Below are 18,131 nucleotides of genomic sequence, written 5' to 3'. Positions count from 1 at the left end.
ATATTCAAATATATGAAGAAAAGAAGGTCATGGAGCATGAGAGGCATCGGGAGATATGCGGGGTATCGAATAGCTGATTTTCGCAAGGATCTGATATCGGGGCTGATTGTAGGTATTATTGCGATTCCTCTGGGTATGGCTTTTGCCATCGCCTCTGGAGTCAAGCCGGAATATGGATTGTATACCACCATTATTGCAGGTATTTTGATTTCACTGCTGGGCGGTTCCAAATTTCAGATCGGTGGGCCGACAGGGGCATTTATTCCGATTCTTTTTGCTATAGTCATGCAGTATGGTTATGAAAATTTGCTCATTGCTGGCATGATGGCTGGACTGATGCTCATTGTTATGGGGGTATTCAAACTCGGAGCATTAATTAAATTCATTCCAAGACCCGTGACGATTGGCTTTACAGCAGGCATCGCTGTTTTGATTTTTAGTGGACAGATCGTTAATGTGCTGGGACTTAAGGGTGTCACGAAACATGAAGATTTTTACTCCAATATGAAAGAGATCGGGATGCACATCGGGACGATTAATATATACAGTTTGCTGACAGCGGGGGTGTGCCTGGCTGTTCTTCTGCTTGTGCCGAAGTTTGCACCCAAAGTGCCTGCTTCCCTGCTGGGTCTGATATGCTCGACCGTTGTTGCAGCCGTCTTTTTCAAAGATCAGGTGGCTACGATTGGCTCATCTTTCGGTACTATTCCTGGAACTTTACCTGGATTCCGCTTGCCGGAGATCACATGGGAGCGTATCGTGAATCTGCTGCAACCTGCTTTTGTCATTGCTATGCTCGGTGGTATTGAATCGCTGTTGTCCGCTGTTGTCGCTGATGGTATGACGGGCAGCCGCCATAACAGCAACCGGGAACTGATTGGGCAGGGGATTGCCAACCTTGTCACACCATTGTTCGGTGGAATTCCAGCGACAGGAGCCATTGCTCGTACAGCAACAAATATTAAATCGGGTGCAGTGTCTCCATTATCGGGCGTAATTCATGGTGTTGTTGTTTTGCTTGTTCTGATTTTATTTGCACCGTATGCATCCCATATACCGCTTGCCAGTATGGCGCCGGTTCTGATGTTGGTGGCCTGGAATATGAGCGAACGAAAATCCTTTGCTTATGTACTACGAACCAAAACGGGGGATTCACTTGTGTTACTTTTGACCTTTCTTCTTACTATATTCACGAGCCTTACGACTGCGGTGGAGGTGGGATTGATTCTGGCGGTCATTCTATTTGTGAAACGAATGAGCGAGATGCTGAAAGTAGCCAAGGTGCTGCCTGATCCGGATCATAAACATGAGAAGGTTATGGCTCATATGGTACGGGAGGGACATGATTGTCCACAGATCAGCTTGTATACGATCGAAGGACCGTTATTTTTTGGTGCAGCGGATATGTTTGAAAAATCGGTTATGGATTCACTTCCGGAGCGTCCAGGCATGCTCTTGTTGCGCATGGGGAAAGTTCCATTTATAGATACAACAGGAGAGGCTAACCTGGCTAGTTTAATCAAGCATTTTGAACGTTCTGGTGGGATCGTACTGTTGTCGGGACTTCAGGAGCAACCGCTGGAAATGCTGAAACGAACAGGTTTGTTGGAACGGTTAGATTCGGCACATCGGTTTGAACATACGGGAGAAGCTATAACCTATGCATTAAGGCATCTGAACCAAGAGAAGTGTAAGGGATGCAAACATTTTGCGTTCCGGGAGTGTGCGGCTTTGTCTGGTTGTGGGTTGGAGTCTAAGCCTGAGCAGCAGCAAAAGTGGAAAGTTGTGACCGCTAAAGCGGCTCCTTAATAAATGTTCCAATAAATCCCTTTATGATATATATTAAGTATATTAATGATATATCAGACAGGAAGGAACTTGACTATGTTTAATCATCCAACAGCTTTGCGTTCGGTGCTCAGCCCGGCATATCTGAAGTGGGCATTACAAGCACATTATGATATCGGTACTTGGAAAGAATGTAGATTTTGGCTGCGAGGTTTGAATGATACTTACCGCGTACGCACAAGCACAGGAACTTATATATTGCGTATATATCGTACCGAGGTGGCGGAAGCAGATGTTCGTTATGAACTGAGTGTTCTGACTGCACTAAAAGAAGGTCTAAGTTCAAGTGAGCATACGGAGGTGGGAGACTTTATCCCAACGAAAGATCAGACCGGGTATACAATGCTGGATGCGGCTGAAGGAAAGCGGGCAGCTGTGATCTTTCACTATATTGAGGGGACAGAAAATAATCTTGGGGATGAGGATTCCTGCTACTCTTTTGGCCGGTCTGCTGCTGAACTGCACCAAGCTATGGATGGGATTAAGGTGGAACAGGGGCAAGAACTTGCTTCAGCATCAGTAACGGAGTTGGAGTCAGTATATGCAAGGTTTAAGCTGGATACGAAATTTCTCATCGATGAGCCGCTTGAACGAATTCTGCGTTACATCGGAGAGGGTTCTGAGGAAGCAACATTTCTGCAAACGTTTGCTAACGTATTAAAAGAAAAGATTTTTACCGTCTCTAGTACCGGGCTGGATTATGGTTTGTGTCATGGCGATATGCATGGAAACAACAATGTGTTTGAGCAGCAAGAACGCTTCATCCATTATGATTTCGAATGGGCTGCTATGGGATGGCGTGCGTATGATCTGGCTCAAGTGAAGATTCGGAAACGCCAGTCGGGTGATGCGGAGAAGAAGCAGCAGTTATGGGATGCGTTGATGAAAGGATACCGATCCGTTCGGGACTTTACAGATGCAGATGTACAGGCGGTCGACTTGTTTATTATCGTTCGCAGGTTCTGGGTGATGGGTCTGGATGTGGCCTTTATTGATAGTGATATGGGCGCGCTGGATTATGGGGAGGATTGGTTGAATGACTTTATTGAGGAGTTTCGTGATACAGGTATTGTATAGGGAACTAATTCATATGAAATAAAAAAGTAACTGTCCTTAAAAAACGATTATGCAGGTTTACTCGCATAATCGTTTTTTTTACTTGTTGGTGCTTAATATGATCAATTAATATAGCAATATTCAATTTTGCGCTACCGATATCAACTATGATTGTGTGGAAGAGGCAGCAGTCGCGGCTGCCGCAGCGGCTGCTGCCGACATGGCGGCTTGCTGAGCGACGATAATGTTAGTAATCGTTGTAGACATAGAAGAAGTGAGGATCTCATTCTGTAGACTCTCCACATGTTGAAGTGCAGTCAATGCAGATGAGAACAGCAGCAACTCCTGTTTGTTTATAGACCACGCCCCAAAACCATTTTGAGTTCTTAACCAGTCATATGTCTCAATAACCTGATCCACCAGCAAGTCGATCTCTGCTGGCAATAGCGCAAAGAGTGCGAGTGAAGGCAATGTGTACGTTTTATCCATCCGAAGATTCCTTGAACGGAAAGCCTCGCCTAAAGCCAGCAAACGTTCACTGACCTGAGATCCGCCATCCCCGATAACGAGAATGTGTGTTAAGGTCTGCACGCTGTTTTTCGCGGAAAAATGAGGTTTTAACTCCCGATAGAGCTGCTCCATATGCGCGACAGCAGTGTCCACATCCAGATTCGAGAGGGCTAACATCGCTGTGAAAATATAGTCATCATGTCCTGTGAGGAAGGGATGCTCTTGTTTCATACGGTCATAGAATGCTTTGGCACGTTCCACGGTATGCTGATATTGATCAGGCGGCACTTGAGCAGCGATCTGATAGGCAGCCATCACCAGGTAATCGGAGTTGCGGAACTTGATTTGTTTCATCAAGTCATGGACTTGAATCGTATGTTGCAGTCTTGTAAGTTGATCCGTTGTCAGAGAAAGCATAGCTGCAAAATGAAAGGAAGAAGGGCCCCTAAATGCAGAGAAACGTTTGGTGTGCTGCTTCATCAAGTCGTTGCTTTGTTGAATGGCTTCTGGATCTATACTTTTATTCTCCACTACATATAGCAACGCCGCCAAACGGCGCATGATGGGGTTCTGCCATTTGAATGGTTTCTTGAGCATCAGGGTGTTAGAAACGAATAATTCGGCTTTTTCCAGCAGTTTTGGTTGCATGTGCAACCCTCCTAATGATTAGTAATGTTTATTTCAACATAAGAAATATTAAATGAATCAGTGCAATGCATCCCATTGGATAGATCAACGATCTGGAAAACCTATTTTTAAATTCGTTCTGAGGATGCTTTTCGAAAAAGAAGTGTAACACGGTATGTATGATAAAAAATACATCTAGTACCCAGAATGTTATGGTCTGATAGGAACTGAAAAGAAGTGAGAAGATGATCGTATACAGTGGAAGATGAATCCATGTGAAATATGTATATGCTTTTTCTGCTTCCATATCTTTTAATACGATAAACAATTTCCATTCGGATCGTCGGATCGCATCCATTTCATGTAGTAGAAATAGGGAAAGATTAAACAGAAATAAGATCAATAACAAGCTTGGCATCTTTATCCTCCTCATTTAATTTTCATGGATCGGTTGGCAAAGGCATTAAAAATCATACGTGACTCACACTGGAAAAGTTCCGGTAACATGAACAAAAGCGCTATTCACATCACAAAGAAATGATTAGATATTTGAGCAAATTTTGACATATGTACCTGTGAGTGCTTACTTCCTCATAATCCATATTGTATTTCTGCTTCACATCTCGTACAATTTGATGAAGTAATTCTGCATTGCGTTAATGTGAGTGGATTGAAATGGAATGATAATTGGAAGCTGTTTATGAGAAAAGGGGAGAATCACTTGGAATCAAAGGAACTATCGAGAGGGTTGAAACCCCGCCATGTTGAGCTGATTGCGCTCGGCGGAACGATTGGCGTGGGGCTGTTCATGGGATCGGCAAGCACGATCAAATGGGCAGGTCCGTCCGTATTACTGGCCTATTTGCTGGCCGGGATCATTATCTTTTTTGTTATGCGTATTATGGGTGAGATGTTGATTCAGGAGCCGGTGACCGGTTCGTTTGCAACATTTGCTCACAAATATATTGGTCCGCTTGCCGGGTTCCTCACAGCCTGGAGCTATTGGTTCCTATGGGTTACGGTGGGCATGGCCGAAGTTACGGCAATCGGGATTTATGTGGGGTACTGGTTCCCGGATATTCCACAATGGATTCCTGCGCTCATCGGGGTATTCATTATTGCGGCTGCCAATCTGGCAGCAGTTAAGTTCTATGGCGAATTCGAGTTCTGGTTTGCGATGATCAAGGTAACCGCAATTGTGGCTATGATTGTTATCGGAACAGGTCTTATTTTCTTCGGATGGGGTAATGGAGGACAACCGATCGGTTTGTCTAATCTGATTAGTCATGGAGGTTTCTTCCCGGGAGGTATCAAAGGATTCCTGTTTGCACTATGTATCGTAACAGCTGCTTATCAGGGCGTTGAAATGGTCGGAATTACGGCTGGAGAAGCAGAAAATCCGAAACATACACTGCGCAAAGCGATCAAAAATATTGTGTGGCGTATTCTCATTTTCTACGTAGGTGCGATATTTGTGATCGTTACGTTGTATCCGTGGAACGAGGTAGGAGAGACCGGAAGTCCATTCGTGCTCACCTTTGCCAAAGTCGGCATTGTTGCAGCGGCAGGAATTATTAACTTCGTGGTCCTGACAGCAGCGATGTCGGGATGTAACAGCGGGATCTACAGCGCAGGACGGATGTTATACACACTGGCAGAGAACGGACAAGCACCGGCTTTTTTCAAAAAGCTGTCCAAAGGTGGGGTTCCCCGCAACAGTATCGTGGTAACCATCTCGCTTCTTCTGATCGGGGTTGTACTTAACTATCTGATGCCGGATTCGAAGCTGTTCCTGTACATTTACAGCGCAAGCGTATTGCCAGGAATGGTGCCTTGGTTTGCACTGGCGTTCAGTCAGTTCAGATTCAGAAAGCGCTGGGGTAAGGAACTCGAGGAGCATAACTTCAAGTCCAAATGGTTCCCGATCAGTAATTACATCATTATTGTGTATCTGATTCTGGTCATTATCGGTATGGCCTTCAATCCGGATACACGTCTTCCGCTGATTGTGGGTGCAACGTTTATGGCGATTGTAGTGGTTGGTTATTATGTATTTGGCATCGGCGGCCGTCAGAACAAAGCTAACGATCCCAAATAAAAGGCAACAATGATGATGCATTTCTTGAACATACCTGTGACTCGCAAAGAGTCTGTATGTTCAAGAAGTGCTTTTTTCAGTTTAAATACCGGGCAACTCGGTTACAAAGGAAAGAGTGAACCTTTACACAGATGAAATTCACAACACAACACATACATTGAACCGAGGAGGAACCAAACATGGCTACGCAAGATCAGCATTCGATTCAAGATCCAACGACACAATATCCGAAGGCAACGAAAGAGTGGAAGCAACAGCAGGATGAGCCGGGATTGCAGCGTGAGATGACTCCTGTTCCGGATTGCGGTGAAAAAACGTATAAAGGCAGCGGCCGTCTAACCGGGCGTAAAGCGGTTGTTACCGGTGCGGATAGCGGGATTGGCCGGGCGGCGGCCATTGCTTATGCACGTGAAGGAGCGGACGTTGTACTCTCCTATCTGCCCGAAGAGGAAGCGGACGCCAAGGAAGTGGTGCAACTGATCGAGGAAGCGGGTCGAAGAGCCATTGCAGTTCCAGGCGATCTGAAGGATGAGAAATACTGTGAACAACTGATTGAAACGGCAGTCAAAGAACTAGGCGGCATCGATATTCTGGCGAATGTGGCGGGCAAACAGCAGTTTGTCGAGCAGATCGGAGATCTAACGACAGAACAATTTGATGCTACGTTCAAAACGAATGTGTATTCCATGTTCTGGCTTAACAAAGCAGCGGTCAAACATATGAAGGCAGGCGGCTCTATCATCAACACGTCATCCATTCAGGCGTACAAGCCATCACCGATTCTATTGGATTATGCAACAACAAAAGCATCCATTAATACCTTTAGTAAAGCGCTCGCCCAGCAAGTCGGCAGCAAAGGTATTCGTGTGAATGTTGTCGCGCCAGGGCCGGTGTGGACACCATTACAGATTGTTGGTGGGCAACCTGTAGAGAAACTGGCTGAATTCGGTAACAATACACCGCTAGGCCGGGCAGGGCAGCCTGCCGAGATGGCTCCAGCATACGTATTCCTGGCGAGTCAGGAATCCAGTTATGTGAGCGGAGAGACATTGAATGCCAATGGTGGTACGGTTAGTCCGTAATCGATTCATTCACGGGATTATGAATAGAGGTTGTCTATTGGCAGCCACATCACTTGTTTCAATTGTTACGTTATATTGTCATTAAAAAGGGAGAAAGCAGTCGTTCAGCTGCTTTCTCCCTTTTGCATGTCCCGAGGTAAACTCCAGACATTAATGATATTCATGAAGCAATGAATGCGTATTATTTCTGTTCTGACTTCGTTTCCAATAATACATAGCTACCCAAGGTGGCAAGCTGCGCGTTATCCAACAGGGCTTCATTTACGGCAGTCAATGCTTCACCTGCTGCTGTCATCAGTTCATCGGAGTCAACCGGTGAGGCAAAACGAAGAATGACAGAGGTCTCGCCTTTTTTCAGATGTGTTTCGGCCTTGCTTTTGTATTCACTAATGGAATCGACTTCAAGGTCGTTCTGCACATAATAATCGTTTGCGTCACTTTCGCCTTTGAACAACCCGAGTTCGGAATCGAGCCAGTAGTCCTTGTCTGCTACCGTCTTCTGACTTGCAGCCGTCTCATCATTGGCATTGTACAAGAAATAAGGAATACCAGAGTTCGTCAGGTTATTGGTTGCATCCACATTTAACCACTCGTTTCCGATTTTCACCTTGTTCCATGCATGCGGTACACCGCTAGAGGTTCCTGTAACCACAATGCTCTCCAAGCCGGACAGATCCGAAAGCAGCTTGTATACCGAAGCATAACTTGCACATACACCTACTCCTTTAACAAGAATACCGTATGTGGTGAATGAATCGTTAAACTGTGCATCCACGTGCTTAAAGTTATTTTGCTCTGCATTTTCAAGCGCAGCATCATCATATTTCGCATTATCATTCAAATAATCGTAGATGGCTTTGCGTTTCTCATCATCGCTCATGCCTTGTTTGATGATTGAAGCAACGACATCTTTGCCTTTGGCAATAATCTCATTTTGTTTCTTCTGGATATCTGCGGCCGTTTCGTTGTAATGAATTGAAAGGGTCAGTGTGCCATAGTTATATTCGAAGCCTTCTACCCCAAGAATTAGTGGATTCTGGTACATGACTTTCAAGACAACATCCGAGAGTGTTGTGAAATTCTGAGCTTCAGGAAAAGCTTTCAGGGAGATACTGTCCTGAGCAGCAATCATATTTTTAGCCAGAACTTCTTCCAGCGCAGAATCTGCATTCATAAAATCATTACCAGTAGCTGGCTCGGGCACGATCTCCTGATTACCTTGTTCTACATTTTGCTCGGTATTGGACTTCTGCTCGTCGACAAGGTTCTGCTGGGATTCTGTATCCAGAGTAGATGTCTCTTCCGAAGGATCACCGCCAGATTCGCTTGCCGTTTGATCGGTAGCTTCTTTGCTGGTAGTTTCATTGTTGTTAATAATCGTTGGTACATCCGGTGCAGGTACATAAGGTGTATTATTTTTAGGCTCAACGAATCCATTACTGGAGTCTGCCACACGTTGCTGTGTAAGCTTATCTAGATCTTCCTGAGTGACATTCTCTACGCGGACATAATTTTTAAGTGCTGTTCCTTTGACGTGAAAAGGAATGACGGTTTCATTGAAAGGTGAAATTTCAACATTCGCCGTATCATAAACAAGCGTTTCACGTGCCAAGGAGCCGTCATTGTACTCTACCGTTATTTTCTGTGGCAGGTCGTTAACGCTTTTCAATTTGTCTCGATAGAGTTCTTCTTTTAGTGCGGATGGTAACTGGGAGGCTAGTGGGGCCGTGGCGATTCCGTTACTAAAGTTCGATTCTTTGCCTTCCCCGAGCGCAGTAACATAATATTCTCCCTGAATACCGGAATTCTGATGTGTTGTAACGATGTCATTATAAATACCGAGGCCGCCTCTGCCGTCTTTCATAAAATCATTAAAGGTCGTCTCGGTTGTGGTTGCAATAACCAAAGGTGTACTTTCACTATAAGCGTTCTCGGCACCTTGAAGAGCAAGATTATTAGGATCGAAAATTCGATTTCGATCGATACGTTTATAAATTTTATATTGGGTGGCACCTTCAACTTTGTCCCATGTAAGCGTTAAACGTCTGTCTTTGTCGATTACATACCTCAATTTAGGTACGGGCAACTCCGATTTTACTGTAAACGGAATGATAAGTGGTTGATCAAGCAAGGTGGGATTCTCGGCATCCGGATCATAGTTTAGGCGAATATAATAGATTGGAGCTCCGCCCCAACCGCTACTTCCTTTGGTTTCCATTGCTTCAGAGCTTAACACGCCCCAGCTCAAGGGTTTAATCGATACGCTGCCATCATTAATTTCTGGAAGAGCATATACCTTACTTGCTTTTAGTGCTTTAATATCGGTATGTACGGAGATAACATCGTCTGAAGATAAGTTTAATTTTCTAAGATCACCTTTAAACTTAAATGTAAATTCTTCATCCTGCGCCACATTATACATAGGCATAATTGCTTTTTCCGAGGCTGTGCCATACTTTTCTTTCAAACTTAAAATGCTGGAGCCTTGCTTGGATTCGGTTGATTTGTTATCCGTGGGGCTACTTTCCTGATTATTACTCTGGCAACCAGCCAGAAGCAGGGTGAGGGCGAACATTATAAAAAATAGTCGTTTCATGGTACACCGCTTTCTACTTATTCTGGGTATAACTTATTTTCAATCCTCTTACAATGCGAACCTCCTATTAATTTCCTAATACTTTTGATAGTTTATGGTCATATCTACTTATTGTCAAGGTGGGTGTAGGGGGGGCATAGACTTGTAAATAGGAAGAATATACCAATGTTTTTTTATGCATAACGATGATAGAAGGTAAAATTATAAATCTCAACAATTGAGCAGAGGAGGAGAAAATAGAAATAGAAATAGCCTTTCTTAATATATAAGAGAGGCCTAATTTGGCTTTTTATAAATTACCCCACATGCTGGATACATTTCTATGTATAATTCTTAACCCGGTACCAATACGAATAGGCGTCGGTATATCCCAATTTTGCATATAGTCGCCGTGCCGCTGCATTGCCCTCGACCACTTGCAGATAACTTGAAGTAGCACCATGGCTTTTTCCCCAATGCAACAAATGCAAAATCATCTGCTCTGCCAGACCGCGGTTACGGTAGTCCGGATCTGTAATGATGTCATGCAGTCCAATGAATCCACGTTCAACCACACCTAGCCCACAGGCCACTATACAGCCGTCAACAGACAGTGTGATGAATCCCGTCATTGCGCGGACATTGAATAACATCTGTGTCATGGTTGCCCGAAACTCTTCACTGACCGCATTTAAACGGCAAAAATGATCTAACCATTCCTTCGTTAACTGCTCATTGATGTGTGCCTCCAAATGTTCAGGAACTTTCAGATCCTTCAGATCTCGAAGTTGTACAAGCGTTTTATCTACAACGACATAACCTTTATCTTGTAAAAGTTGATCCAATTCTTCGGGTTGAACGAACGGTGTCATTTTAAAAATGGTATTTAATTGGTTCGAGCTGTAGATATTCTCACATGCCTTGATCTTTTCATGCACATCCAGAGTAGAAGGGTAGAGCGGTTGAACGGAGTTGGCGCGTTTGGAATATCCTTCGGCAAAACGTAGCACCCAACCGTCATACAATGAGGTTGATAAAGGTTGCCAGTGGTTGAGCGTTAGTTCTTCAATCAGACGAAGTTTGTTTTCTGTTGCATACATGTGGCTTATCCTCCTCACATAGGATATAGACGATATAATATCGAATTAAATAATAATACATAATAATGTATAAAAATTCAATATAGATTGTTCGGATGTTATTCCTCTGAATGGTATAATCGATAAAGAGATCAATTTGTGGAATGGAGTACAAATAAACATGATTAACATAGAGATTCAGGGACACATGATTACATGTCATATCGAATTCGGTAAACGAAAAAAAGCCTCGATTACCATGGAACTGCCCTACATGGTCACCATTAAGGCTCCGAATGGCACGAGTGAGGAAGTGATCCGGCAACTGGTTATGCATCATGGAACTGAGATTGTACAAAAATCAGCTCGCATGCAGCAAGTCCTGGATGGTCCCCAAGCTAAGGAATATGAGAATGAGGGTAAGGGGGCATTTTTGCTCTTTGGCAAAGCCCATGCCTTGCATCAATTAATTCCGGTGGAGGGGTTAACAGAAGAAGAACTGCGTGCGAATTTGAAAAAGTTTTATTTTGCAGAATGCAAACGCATGATTGGGCAGCGAATTATACGTTATCAGCAGGAACTGAAGGTGAAGCCGAAGTCTATTGATATCGTAGATTCTCCTACGAAATGGGGGAGCTGTAGCTGGGACAAAAAGTTGACGTTTAATTACCGCCTTGCCATGGCGCCACCAGAGGTCATTGATTACGTTATCATCCATGAGCTGTGCCATATTCATCATATGAATCATGATCGCTCGTTCTGGCGGCGGGTAGGTAGTATTATGCCGGATTACAAGGACAAAGAAGATTATCTGATGCGTAATGGAAGGGCCATGACGTTGTAGAGTCCAATTAATTTGAAACAAAACAGGCTGAGGTTGCTGTCATTAGACATAAAGTACTCCTAATCCACATAAAATATTATCAAACATTCAACATTAATGTGGTTGTAAGTTCTACAGATGTTTAATAAAATGAAAGTAAGAAAAAATAAGAGTAGCCACGCCAATGGCTACTCCTGCACAGCATTTTGTGGTGTGATCACCTCAGAGTGGTGCATATATGACCGAAGTGACCCGCAACCTGGCGAGCAACCTGTGGCGGGTCACTTCTTTCTACGATCAATATAAGTTAACAATGCAAGAATGAACATTGCGAACACGAGTACGTCGTTGAAAGTGAAGTTCATATGATCACCTCCTTTCTCAGGAGATGATCAATACCCACCACAAATTGGCTGTACAATTTAAATTATACCAGTATAAAGGCACTCAGACGAGCGTCTTTTTTTGTTAGAATCTTTTCAACTTCAGCAGAAGAATATGGTCTGATGTAGTACAATAGAGCCAATATTACTCGCCGCGAACGACACTGAAACATACGTGGTGGAAGGAGCACAAGATGGATCAAAACGGACAGCACTCGGAACTGGTGAATGAATATATTGCTGCATTTCCAGCGGATGTGCAACTAAAATTACAGAGGTTACGGCAGATCATTCAGGAAGCGGCTCCGCTCGCTGAAGAAAAGATTAGTTACAAAATGCCTACATATGCGCAGCACGGGAATCTGGTTCATTTTGCCGCATACACGAAACATATCGGGTTCTATCCTGCACCCAGTGGTATTCTGGCCTTCAAGGAACAACTCTCCAGGTTTAAGGGCGCGAAGGGTTCCGTTCAGTTCCCACTTGATGAGCCATTGCCGGAGGAACTAATTCGCCAGATTGTTGAATTCAGAGTGAAGGAGAATGTAGAGAGGAGTCAGAAATGAAAAAATGCCTAATTGTACTTGATGTCCAGCGAGGACTTACCATTCAACGAGATGTATCGGCAACCGTATCAAAGATCGAATCGGTCATGGCCACTTTTGAGAGGAAGAATTGGCCCATTGTTTTTACTAAACATGTGGATGAGCAGGATGAAGAATCCTCACTCTACCGTGGGAAAGCAGATCATCTGGAGATTGTTGTGGATACGAAGCAACATCTGGTTTTGGAAAAGAACAAGCCGAGTGCTTTCAGTAATAGCGAATTGGAAAAATGGCTATGCGATCAGCAGGTTGAGCACGTATTCATTGTGGGCTTTAACATGGAGTATTGTTGTCTTTTTACAGCAATTACTGCTGAACATGAGGGATTTAAAGTAACGCTGATTGAAGATGCATCCGGTACGGTGAATACAGAAGAGACGTATGACATGGAGGGACTGGATATACCTGATTTTATTGGTTCGATTCTCAATTGGTCGGGTTGCATAGAAGTTTTATATACAGATGAATTTAGTGAAGTGTACTCCCAAGGAGTTGAAAAGTAGTATTTCTCTATAATATGGATGCCACTTCATTTCTGGTTAACAAAACATAAAAAAATCCGGATGAAGACTCATCCGGATTTTTTTATGTTTCTTGCTGATCTCTCACTGTTTCTACTCAAAGTAATAGGTAACATCGGAGTTGCTGGCCGCAGGGATCAGATACATAAAGTAGGGACTCACCTGTAGGTAGATGTTCAGATCAGACACACTGAGACTGCGAACCGTTAGATTGAAACGGCCATCTGCACCCACTGTGACGGTTTCCGTACGAATATGTTTTTCTTCTGGTGACGGTCCATGAATCTGAAAGGAGAACGTTTGACCCGCATATGCTGTAAGTGTTCCTCGTACGTTCAAGGTGCGCTCCGCTGTATATTCGAATTGTACATGACGATCATCAAGAATTACCTCATTACCGGTATCCGGTTCTTCAGGCTGTGTTCCGGGATCTTGGGGCTGCGTTCCAGGATTCTCTGGATCGGTCACAGGTTCCTCTGCGGACGGGCTAATCGTGAAAAATTGAGTTTGATAAACGATGTCTGCGTTGGAACCATCTTTTTTCTTCAATCCGGTAATTCGAACGGTAAACGTATCTCCATCCTTCAATGCGTTTAAGTTATCCGGACGGAAGATGATAGCATAGCTATATCCATATCCATCGGTATTTACGTTGAAAAACGCTTTGGCAGGATCACTGCTGGCAGGAGCTTTCCCACCGAAATTCCAGGTTTTCTGATCCGATGTTCGTGTAAGTTCTACCTGAACCTCCGAATCTGAAGGTTTTGCAAACACATCCGGGTTCAACTGTGCAGACCAGGCCTGCGACACATTGAAAGCTTCAATCGGAAACGCACCTTTGTTTGGATACAGGTTGTAATTGTAGCGCAGCTTTCCTGCCCGACTGGTATCCATCACCTGCATGGTGCTAAAATGACTTGCATAATTTTTGTTGTCCCGGGATGCGATTCCGAAGCCAACTTTTTTCAACTGCGGACTCAGAATCCAGCGACGGTGACCTAGTGCAGCAATGTTACTTGCGTCGGAGTCGTCCATATACGCTTCCACACTTTTAACAGCCAGATTGCCGGCAGCGCCATAGGAAGCATATAAATTGGAACTGGAGGCTGATTTGGCACCCAAGTCAAAAAAATCTTTTGGCATATCGGCAGGTCGAGCCGGAAAATGGCTTAGAGGACCGGTAGAGACAAGAACTGCACCGTGTTGAGCCTGAACGTTAAGCGTAGCATCCAGCACAAGATCGCCTTCCAGTCCCGAAAGGAAACGATAGAAGTTGGCCGCATTTAGTGCCTGTTGCAGAGACGATTCACTTAATACGCCAGCAACATAAGGTGCTGTGGTGGAAGGGGTTTGGATATATGTAGCGGGTTGATCCTTGTTCGACATCCATTGCGTCCATTTTTGATTAATTTCTTGCTGACTTCGCTCAGGCAACAAGCTGTCGACGGGGGCAGCTAAGGTCTGCTGTGCACCGAGTAGTACGAACATTAGACCAGCTAGAGGAAGCGTAAGCAGTGTGCGAATAACCTTTTTCCGAATAAACATCTTCTAATCTCCTTCTACTTCTAAAATGTAAATAATATACTTTCATTGTGTTTTATCGACAGTAGAGGATGTATTAGTTAGTTGATTCTAATAAAATGAACCTTTTGTACCATTGGATGAAGTTATGCGTAAATGAGCAGTTGATTCCATGAAAAAAGCACCTCTCGAAACGTACAAGCCGGATAACGATCTCCCATGCTTGCTTGTTCGTAAGGTGCTGTTTCAGTTTAACCGGAACCCGAAGTCTAATGCTATTTTAACGATGCTGTTCTTAACGTTCTTAATTCTCAGTGTATTCGTTAATGGCCATTTTTCCTTCTTCTACACGAATAAAGTAGGAGTAATCTTCTTTTACATTCAAGTACAGGTTAAGATGTTTGGTGTTTTGTTCATTTACCTTGACCGTTAGTTTGAAGCTTCCGTCTGCATCCAGCGTTACGTTTTCGGTCTGAATAGGCAGTACCTCTGGTGCTGGTCCGTTGATATCAATCGGAATGGTGTGACCGGCATAGGCTTTAAACGTACCTCGCAAAGTCAAGATGTGATCCACCGTATATTCGGCCTGAACTGTACCATCCGGGAGGTTCCCTTGTTTCTCATTGTCGCCTGTTGCGGTGACTTGTTCAGGTCTACCCCAAGGCTGAAATCCTTTTCCCTTCAAGTTCCTCAGAAATACAACAGCTTCTGCGCGTGTAAATAATTCCTTGCCAGCATAACCTTCGACTGTAGCTGATGTTTTGCCAGAGGAGTATCCCATGTTCAGCAAATACTGAATATTGTCCTCATCTTTAACATAGTTTCTACCGCCAAGACTGGCTACAATAATAGCAACCTCTGTTCTATTCAGCGCATGATTGCGTAGCTTAGGGTTTCGAATGCTGGCCTCTAGAGGAAGATTGAGTCTGGATGCATAGGTATAGTAACGATCACTCCAGTTCGCACCCGGAGCATCGGTCTTATCCATATACCGCAGGTATTTGGAGTCGGCATACATATTAAACAGCATGGAAAGAAACTCGGCTTCGCTCACCTGAGCATTGGGCCTGAAGGTGTCGTTTTCATACCCGGTAACCATATTTTGCTGAATAGCCCACAGTATATCATTTTTAGCCCAGTGAGCCTGAATATCTGTATAATGGAGCATTTTTTTGACTATGACCGTGACAACCGTTTCTTTCCCGGCAAAACGGATTCGTAAATCGGTTTTACCGACCTTTGTTCCGACAATTTTGCCATTCTGGATCGCGATCTTATCCGAAGATGTTGTGTAGGTCAGGTTGGAAAATGGAGAGTATAACGTTCCATCCCCAAGAATCGCTGTTACGGAGGGGGTGTCTACAGTGTCTCCTACTCGCAAAGTTAGATTTGATTTTGCAGGTGTAATCTTGGTTAAAGTCGGATCCTGCCCGCCGTCTACATGGAAGAAACGTGTCGTATAGGAGATTTCAGCGGGAGAGCCGTCTTTCTTTTGCAGACCTGTAATATGTACTTGGAAGGTATCACCGTTTTTCAACAACTGCACATCGTCAGGACGAAAAATAATAGCGCTGTTATCGCCGAAATTGGATGTCTCGACATTAAAATAGGCCTGCTCAAACCAGCGTCTATTGGAAGGGTCTACATTGTAGTATTCCAAAGGAAACTCAGACTTTTTTGGTTGATGGAACGTCCACTTCCGTTGATCAGAGGTTCGGATCATCTCAACTTGAACCTTTTCCAATTCAGGTTCTGCGAACACATTCTGGTTTAATTGAACGGACCAGGCTTGAAGCGCGCCGAAGGCTTCAATGGGAAAGTCGCCTTGGTTGGGAAACAGGCTGTAGTTATAAGGTGCAACTTGAGTTCTGCTTTGGTCAAAGACCTGCATGGCACTATAATAACGAGTTTGTTCTTCCTCTTGATGGGCAGCCAGTCCGAATCCGATTCGTTGCAACTTCGGGCTTAATATCCAGCGGCGATGCCCCACCCGATCAATATTGGATGCATCCGAGTCATTCATGTAGCCCTTGATGCTTCCGGCCAGTACATTGGATTTGCCATTGCTGGTGACATGCAGGTTAGACGAGGAAGCTGAGGTATAGCCTTTATCAAAAAAATCCTTCGGCATATCTGCCGGTTGTTCAGGGGAATGGCTAAGCTGCCCTCCGGTGGAGACAACAACAGCTCCGTGCTGGGCTTGCATATTCAAAGCCGGATCGAGTACCAGGTCTCCAGACATGCCTGCGATAAAGCGATAGAAGTTGGCAGCATTCAGACCTTGCTCCAGATATCTCTCATTGAGCAGTCCGGCAGAATAAGGGAAAACGGTGGAAGGTGTTTCGGTAAACATAGGGAGTGTTTGATCAACCCTCATCCACTCATTCCACTTTTGGTCGATTTCTTGCTGACTACGCTCGGGAAGCAAGCTATCGATCTGTTCTGCATGAGCGGTCTGCGTTCCGCCCAGAAGCAATAACAGGCCAGCGAGTGGCAGTGCAAGCAACGAACTGATTTTCATTTTTGTACCCATCATAAATCTTTAAAACTCCTCTCATCTTCAGTGCACACCCAAAGGGATACGCAAATGTAACTTTATGTATAGTAACTTTATGTATATATGTTATCGTCTGTTTCGTTGATTTTGCTTAGGGTGAATCCAGAATGAAAGGATTAAAAAAAGAACACAGGCTATCCTTAGATGCAGGATAACGTATGCTCCTCTTTCATATCGCTCATATCCAACTCGTTCATTCCAGATTTAAATCGTAATCGGGCTGGCACATATAGTCAATGGGATACAGGTCGTCCCTGGCCGAGATCAATGCACGGAAGTGAAGGGAGGGAGGCCCTTTCAGTTCAATGTCTTTACCTTCACGAAAACGAACCAGCTCAGCCACAACGAAGACATCCTCTGCATTCGTACAGCGGAAAATAACATTGTTCGGATTAATAACTTCATCCATATAACTGTAGGTCATCACATGAAAGGACTGGCCGCGCCAGTTCGTCTGAATGACCCGGTACGACTGGGTTCGAATCAGATCAATGTAACGTTCCAGTGGGAAGGTATGCTCAAACTGCGTGATATAACCTTTCTGATCTACATCGATCGTAAATTCGACGTCATAGCTTTCGTTGAATTCTTCCTGATATGTACCTTTCATGATCTTCATCGTATTAAAGTGTGATCCAAATTCCGGATCGGTCACATAGGGAATAGAAATCAGTTCAGAATCAACATACTGTGAAATTTGACTTGTCGTGGACGGTGGCTGGTTATGCTTGGTTGGTCTCAGATCAATGGAACCGATCATGCTTCCGGGAAAACCGGGGTTGCAACTTATTCGCATAGTCATCTCCTTTGAATTATAGTCATCTAGTTGGACGAAGTTTACGGGAG

General features: G+C 44.2%; 14 protein-coding genes. 7 read left to right on the top strand and 7 right to left on the bottom strand.

What is annotated here, in order from left to right; translation table 11 throughout:
• The first annotated feature begins 36 nt into the window (after positions 1-36).
• Positions 37-1,809 (top strand): SulP family inorganic anion transporter, encoded by a 1,773-nt coding sequence (locus J2T16_RS25020; protein WP_499019453.1) that lies wholly within the window; start codon positions 37-39, stop codon positions 1,807-1,809.
• Between the two features lie 75 nt (positions 1,810-1,884).
• Positions 1,885-2,925, top strand: a complete 1,041-nt coding sequence (locus tag J2T16_RS25015; protein ID WP_499019516.1) for a phosphotransferase — start codon at positions 1,885-1,887, stop codon at positions 2,923-2,925.
• A gap of 144 nt (positions 2,926-3,069) precedes the next feature.
• Here J2T16_RS25015 and J2T16_RS25010 read toward each other — a convergent pair whose 3' ends face one another.
• Together J2T16_RS25010 and J2T16_RS25005 are read right to left on the bottom strand one after the other, a co-directional pair.
• A complete protein-coding gene (locus J2T16_RS25010) occupies positions 3,070-4,062 on the bottom strand; it encodes a DUF4003 family protein (RefSeq protein ID WP_499019452.1) in 993 nt (330 codons plus the stop codon).
• Positions 4,063-4,090: 28 nt separating this feature from the next.
• Positions 4,091-4,459, bottom strand: coding sequence for a DUF6713 family protein (locus tag J2T16_RS25005; RefSeq protein ID WP_154891677.1), 369 nt, complete (start codon positions 4,457-4,459; stop codon positions 4,091-4,093).
• Between the two features lie 303 nt (positions 4,460-4,762).
• Here J2T16_RS25005 and J2T16_RS25000 point away from each other — a divergent pair, with 303 nt between their 5' ends.
• Together J2T16_RS25000 and J2T16_RS24995 are read left to right on the top strand one after the other, a co-directional pair.
• Entirely contained in the window at positions 4,763-6,139 is a 1,377-nt protein-coding gene (locus J2T16_RS25000; protein WP_221788462.1) for an amino acid permease, read from the top strand.
• A gap of 179 nt (positions 6,140-6,318) precedes the next feature.
• The gene (locus J2T16_RS24995; protein WP_221788464.1) at positions 6,319-7,221 is read left to right on the top strand and encodes an SDR family oxidoreductase; all 903 of its coding nucleotides are present in this window, start codon (positions 6,319-6,321) and stop codon (positions 7,219-7,221) included.
• A 181-nt stretch (positions 7,222-7,402) separates the two neighbouring features.
• Here J2T16_RS24995 and J2T16_RS24990 read toward each other — a convergent pair whose 3' ends face one another.
• Both J2T16_RS24990 and J2T16_RS24985 read right to left on the bottom strand, forming a co-directional pair.
• Complete coding sequence (locus J2T16_RS24990) at positions 7,403-9,817, bottom strand: transglutaminase domain-containing protein (RefSeq protein ID WP_499019451.1); 2,415 nt, start codon at positions 9,815-9,817, stop codon at positions 7,403-7,405.
• A 320-nt stretch (positions 9,818-10,137) separates the two neighbouring features.
• Positions 10,138-10,896: a GNAT family N-acetyltransferase gene (locus tag J2T16_RS24985; RefSeq protein WP_221788468.1), complete on the bottom strand. Its 759-nt coding sequence runs from the start codon at positions 10,894-10,896 to the stop codon at positions 10,138-10,140.
• A gap of 163 nt (positions 10,897-11,059) precedes the next feature.
• Between J2T16_RS24985 and J2T16_RS24980 the strand changes: the two genes are divergently transcribed.
• From J2T16_RS24980 to J2T16_RS24970, 3 genes are all read left to right on the top strand, one after another.
• Positions 11,060-11,719, top strand: a complete 660-nt coding sequence (locus J2T16_RS24980; protein ID WP_418792769.1) for a M48 family metallopeptidase — start codon at positions 11,060-11,062, stop codon at positions 11,717-11,719.
• 556 nt (positions 11,720-12,275) lie between these two features.
• Entirely contained in the window at positions 12,276-12,647 is a 372-nt protein-coding gene (locus tag J2T16_RS24975; protein WP_221788470.1) for an iron chaperone, read from the top strand.
• Positions 12,644-13,189 (top strand): cysteine hydrolase family protein, encoded by a 546-nt coding sequence (locus J2T16_RS24970; RefSeq protein WP_221788472.1) that lies wholly within the window; start codon positions 12,644-12,646, stop codon positions 13,187-13,189. Before J2T16_RS24975 ends, J2T16_RS24970 begins: the two co-directional genes overlap by 4 nt.
• A 111-nt stretch (positions 13,190-13,300) precedes the next feature.
• Here J2T16_RS24970 and J2T16_RS24965 read toward each other — a convergent pair whose 3' ends face one another.
• The 3 genes from J2T16_RS24965 to J2T16_RS24955 form a co-directional block, all read right to left on the bottom strand.
• Positions 13,301-14,752: a CAP domain-containing protein gene (locus J2T16_RS24965; RefSeq protein ID WP_221788474.1), complete on the bottom strand. Its 1,452-nt coding sequence runs from the start codon at positions 14,750-14,752 to the stop codon at positions 13,301-13,303.
• A 280-nt stretch (positions 14,753-15,032) separates the two neighbouring features.
• Complete coding sequence (locus J2T16_RS24960; RefSeq protein WP_221788476.1) at positions 15,033-17,264, bottom strand: S-layer homology domain-containing protein; 2,232 nt, start codon at positions 17,262-17,264, stop codon at positions 15,033-15,035.
• Positions 17,265-17,478: 214 nt separating this feature from the next.
• Entirely contained in the window at positions 17,479-18,081 is a 603-nt protein-coding gene (locus tag J2T16_RS24955; RefSeq protein ID WP_499019450.1) for a hypothetical protein, read from the bottom strand.
• Positions 18,082-18,131: the final 50 nt, after the last annotated feature.

Source organism: Paenibacillus intestini (assembly GCF_030803945.1).
GTDB classification, from domain to species: domain Bacteria; phylum Bacillota; class Bacilli; order Paenibacillales; family Paenibacillaceae; genus Paenibacillus; species Paenibacillus polysaccharolyticus.
Note: the sequence above shows the minus strand (reverse complement) of the source record. Positions and strands in the feature narration are given on the sequence as shown.

What these genes read in the sequence shown, in the direction of transcription:
- J2T16_RS25020 (WP_499019453.1), top strand. Translation starts at nt 37, where the DNA reads ATGAGAGGCATCGGGAGATATGCGGGGTATCGAATAGCTGATTTTCGC.
- J2T16_RS25015 (WP_499019516.1), top strand. Translation starts at nt 1,885, where the DNA reads ATGTTTAATCATCCAACAGCTTTGCGTTCGGTGCTCAGCCCGGCATAT.
- J2T16_RS25010 (WP_499019452.1), bottom strand. Translation starts at nt 4,062, where the DNA reads ATGCAACCAAAACTGCTGGAAAAAGCCGAATTATTCGTTTCTAACACC.
- J2T16_RS25005 (WP_154891677.1), bottom strand. Translation starts at nt 4,459, where the DNA reads ATGCCAAGCTTGTTATTGATCTTATTTCTGTTTAATCTTTCCCTATTT.
- J2T16_RS24995 (WP_221788464.1), top strand. Translation starts at nt 6,319, where the DNA reads ATGGCTACGCAAGATCAGCATTCGATTCAAGATCCAACGACACAATAT.
- J2T16_RS24990 (WP_499019451.1), bottom strand. Translation starts at nt 9,817, where the DNA reads ATGAAACGACTATTTTTTATAATGTTCGCCCTCACCCTGCTTCTGGCT.
- J2T16_RS24985 (WP_221788468.1), bottom strand. Translation starts at nt 10,896, where the DNA reads ATGTATGCAACAGAAAACAAACTTCGTCTGATTGAAGAACTAACGCTC.
- J2T16_RS24975 (WP_221788470.1), top strand. Translation starts at nt 12,276, where the DNA reads ATGGATCAAAACGGACAGCACTCGGAACTGGTGAATGAATATATTGCT.
- J2T16_RS24970 (WP_221788472.1), top strand. Translation starts at nt 12,644, where the DNA reads ATGAAAAAATGCCTAATTGTACTTGATGTCCAGCGAGGACTTACCATT.
- J2T16_RS24965 (WP_221788474.1), bottom strand. Translation starts at nt 14,752, where the DNA reads ATGTTTATTCGGAAAAAGGTTATTCGCACACTGCTTACGCTTCCTCTA.
- J2T16_RS24960 (WP_221788476.1), bottom strand. Translation starts at nt 17,264, where the DNA reads ATGATGGGTACAAAAATGAAAATCAGTTCGTTGCTTGCACTGCCACTC.
- J2T16_RS24955 (WP_499019450.1), bottom strand. Translation starts at nt 18,081, where the DNA reads ATGCGAATAAGTTGCAACCCCGGTTTTCCCGGAAGCATGATCGGTTCC.